4 protein-coding genes and 1 pseudogene are annotated in these 3,093 nt (G+C 63.8%); 1 reads left to right on the top strand and 4 read right to left on the bottom strand.

Annotated features, from left to right (window positions below):
- From AC5RV1_RS21250 to rimP, 4 genes are all read right to left on the bottom strand, one after another.
- Positions 1–350 (bottom strand): translation initiation factor IF-2 N-terminal domain-containing protein (locus AC5RV1_RS21250; protein WP_493995938.1); only part of this gene is annotated, 350 nt, incomplete at its 3' end.
- Positions 351–502: 152 nt separating this feature from the next.
- The gene (locus AC5RV1_RS21245; RefSeq protein WP_493995937.1) at positions 503–859 is read right to left on the bottom strand and encodes a YlxR family protein; all 357 of its coding nucleotides are present in this window, start codon (positions 857–859) and stop codon (positions 503–505) included.
- Positions 860–1,049: 190 nt separating this feature from the next.
- Positions 1,050–2,030: a transcription termination factor NusA gene (nusA, locus tag AC5RV1_RS21240; RefSeq protein ID WP_163164472.1), complete on the bottom strand. Its 981-nt coding sequence runs from the start codon at positions 2,028–2,030 to the stop codon at positions 1,050–1,052.
- Complete coding sequence (gene rimP, locus AC5RV1_RS21235) at positions 2,030–2,638, bottom strand: ribosome maturation factor RimP (RefSeq protein WP_163164470.1); 609 nt, start codon at positions 2,636–2,638, stop codon at positions 2,030–2,032. The genes nusA and rimP overlap by 1 nt, the downstream gene beginning before the upstream one ends.
- 106 nt (positions 2,639–2,744) lie before the next feature.
- Here rimP and AC5RV1_RS21230 point away from each other — a divergent pair.
- A pseudogene (locus AC5RV1_RS21230) lies at positions 2,745–3,093 on the top strand (DUF4439 domain-containing protein); the annotation flags it as partial.

The following is a 3,093-nucleotide window of genomic DNA, read 5'->3' as shown; positions in this document are numbered from 1 at the left end:
GCCGCAGGGGCGCTGGCTGCCGGTGCCGCAGGAGCGGGGGCCGGTGCAGCCGGAGCTGCGGGGGCAGGTGCCTGTGCCTTGGGGGCCGGAGCCTTGGGCGCTGCCGGACCCGGAGCGGGGGTTGAAGGACGCGCTTCGGCCGCCGGAGCGGTTGCCTTGGGCGCGGCGGCCGGTGCTGATGCCTTGGCAGCAGCATCGGGGAAGGCGTTGCGCAGTTTACGCACAACGGGGGCCTCAATGGTGGAAGAGGCGGAGCGAACGAATTCGCCCAGTTCCTGCAGTTTTGTCACTGCATCTTTGGAAGTAATACCGAGCTCTTTGGCGAGCTCATGTACGCGGACCTTGGCCACATTTCTCCTGTCTCGGTCCGCACCGAGCCAGGCACGAACCGTCTACTTCTTACTGCGGACCCAAGCCGCGATTACTGCAGAAGGGCCCATTGCAGAGCGCAACAAAGTTGTCATCGTTGCGCACTCATCGCTGGGAACTCATCGGGTTTCCATCAGATTTCTGACCCGCTTTCAGGTTGGACGGTTGGTGTTGCAGTTGCCGTGGCTGCAACTCTCGTGCCTGACTTGATCCAGTCTTCGACGGCGGCCGTTCCGGTTGCGCCCGCAAGGGCACGTCCGAAAGCCCGCCGTTTGATCGCCAGAGCCAGGCACGATTCGCTGGGGTGCAGCCATGCACCCCGGCCAGCCATCCGGCGTCGTTCATCCACCAGGACAGTGGATGATCCGCTGCCTTCGGCGACGAGCCGGAGTAATACATTCCGCTTGCCCTTTTTCCGGCAGCCGATGCAGGTACGTTCCGGTTGATTCCCGGTGGAAAGCACTGCCACGGTCATCTTCCTGACGTTCATATCTGCTGGCTCCGGAATGCCTGACCTTTCGCTTGCTCAGCGAAAGGGGGCACGCACAGGGCGCACGACTGCCGGCCGTTGGGCGCGGCCTTTTCTATTCTAGCCCCTCCGGGCCGTTCTGCCCGAAACGCCGCTGCGGTTCCGGCGTGGCAGCCCGTGGCGGGCAGCTGGTTTGCCCTTGCCCGGGCAGCTAGTTTTCGCGCGCGGTTGCGGCGTCGGAGACGATGTCGATCCGCCAGCCGGTGAGTTTGGCAGCCAGGCGGGCGTTCTGGCCCTCCTTGCCGATCGCCAGGGACAGCTGGTAGTCGGGAACCACCACACGGGCGGAGCGGGTGGCTTCGTCGGTGATGGTGACCGAATTCACCCGTGATGGGGACAGTGCACTGGCAATGAATGTGGCAGGGTTCTCGCTGAAATCGACGATGTCGATCTTTTCGTCGTTGAGCTCCGTCATCACTGCACGGACGCGTGACCCCATTTCGCCGATGCACGCACCCTTGGCGTTGATGCCCGGGGTGTTGGCCTTGACGGCAATCTTGGTGCGGTGGCCTGCTTCCCTGGCCAGTGCCACGATCTCGACGGAGCGGTCGGCGATTTCCGGTACTTCCAGTTCGAAGAGTTTCCGGACCAGTCCCGGGTGGGACCGGGAAAGCGTCACGGACGGTCCCTTGTTCCCACGGTGGACATCGATGACCAGGGCACGCAGGCGGTTGCCGTGGATGTACTTTTCCCCCGGAACCTGTTCGGGCGGGGGCAGGAGCGCTTCAACGGTGCCGAGATTCACCTGGACCATGTGCGGGTTGTGGCCCTGCTGGATGGTTCCGGACACCAGTTCGCCTTCGCGGCCCTTGAACTCGCCCAGGACGTTGTCGTCCTCGACGTCGCGCAGCCGCTGCAGGATGATCTGGCGGGCGGTGCTTGCGGCGATGCGGCCGAACCCCTCCGGGGTGTGCTCGAACTCGCCGATGGGGGCGCCGTCGTCGTCAATCTCTACGGCCCAGATAGTCACGTGGCCGCTCTTGCGGTCCAGCTCCGCGCGGGCCTTTTCGAAGGCGCCGGGCGACTTGTGGTAAGCCACCAGGAGCGCCTGCTCAATGGTGGGGATCAGGAGGTCCAGCGGGATTTCACGCTCACGCTCCAGAAGTCTCAGTGCGCTCATGTCAATATCCATCAGGCCTCCTCAGAAGGTCCATTGTGTTCAGGTTCCAGACCGTCCTCGTTGAGGTGGCTGAATTCGATCTCGACTTTTCCGTTGCGGATCCTGTCGAAAGGAAGCTTGATGGGATCGCCTTGCTTGGGCTTCATTCCCTTTTTGACCGCGATCTCGGGCACAAGCGTCACGCCGGCGTCATCCACGGACTTGATGCGGCCCATGATGTTGTCGCCCTGGACAACGTTGACCTTGACCATCCTGCCTTTGGCGCGGTGCCAGTGGCGGGGTTCTGTCAGCGGCCGGCCGACTCCCGGTGACGAGACTTCGAGGTCGTAGGGACGGCCGTCGTCGGCAGGATCGTTGTCCAGCACGTCGGACAGGACCTTGGAGATGTCGGCGATGACGTCGAGGCTCACTCCGCCGGTTTCTTCCTGGGGAAGGTCCACCACTACGTGGACCACCCGGTGCGAACCGGGGATGATCGCCACGTCCTCAAGGTACAGGCGGTTGGCCTGGACCGAGGGTTCAAGGAGGGCCCTGAGCCGTGCAGCTTCCGGATTGTGTGCGGCGTCAGCCTTACCCGTTCCGGTATGGTCTGATGAAGCCGTGGCTTCTGCATTGCTCACGATGCCGGCCGCCTCCCGTTAGATGATGTTGTGTGTACTAGCGTAGCTATTTTACCGGTTCATTGGTGCACGGAATTTCCCTCCCGGCGTGGCACCATGGTCTGTTGTGAAAGACGACAGCCAGGAAAACCCGCCACGAAAGCGCTATTTCCGGTACGCCGTTTTGTCGCTCACAGCCCTCCTTGTCCTGAGCCTGGGTTTCGCCCTGATCCCGGCTGAACCGCCTGCACCCGCGGAACCGCCGTTTTCTGAACAGGCGCGAGCAGCTGCGCTGGAACAGACTCTGAGTCTGCGTTCCACCGGGCTGGCGCTTGCCGCCGCCGGGGGGAATGCGGCCGCCGGCGGAAGCCCGGCAGGCCCGCTGGACCGTGTTGTGACCTTGCTGACCATCCAGGCCCGGGCGCTGCTGCTTCCTGCCGGCCCGGCTTCCGCTGAGGCTGCCGCGTCGGCCACCG

Source organism: Arthrobacter sp. Hb9-2 (assembly GCF_059091165.1).
This window is presented reverse-complemented; position numbering and strand designations above follow the sequence as displayed.

What these genes read in the sequence shown, in the direction of transcription:
- AC5RV1_RS21245 (WP_493995937.1), bottom strand. Translation starts at nt 859, where the DNA reads ATGAACGTCAGGAAGATGACCGTGGCAGTGCTTTCCACCGGGAATCAA.
- nusA (WP_163164472.1), bottom strand. Translation starts at nt 2,030, where the DNA reads ATGGATATTGACATGAGCGCACTGAGACTTCTGGAGCGTGAGCGTGAA.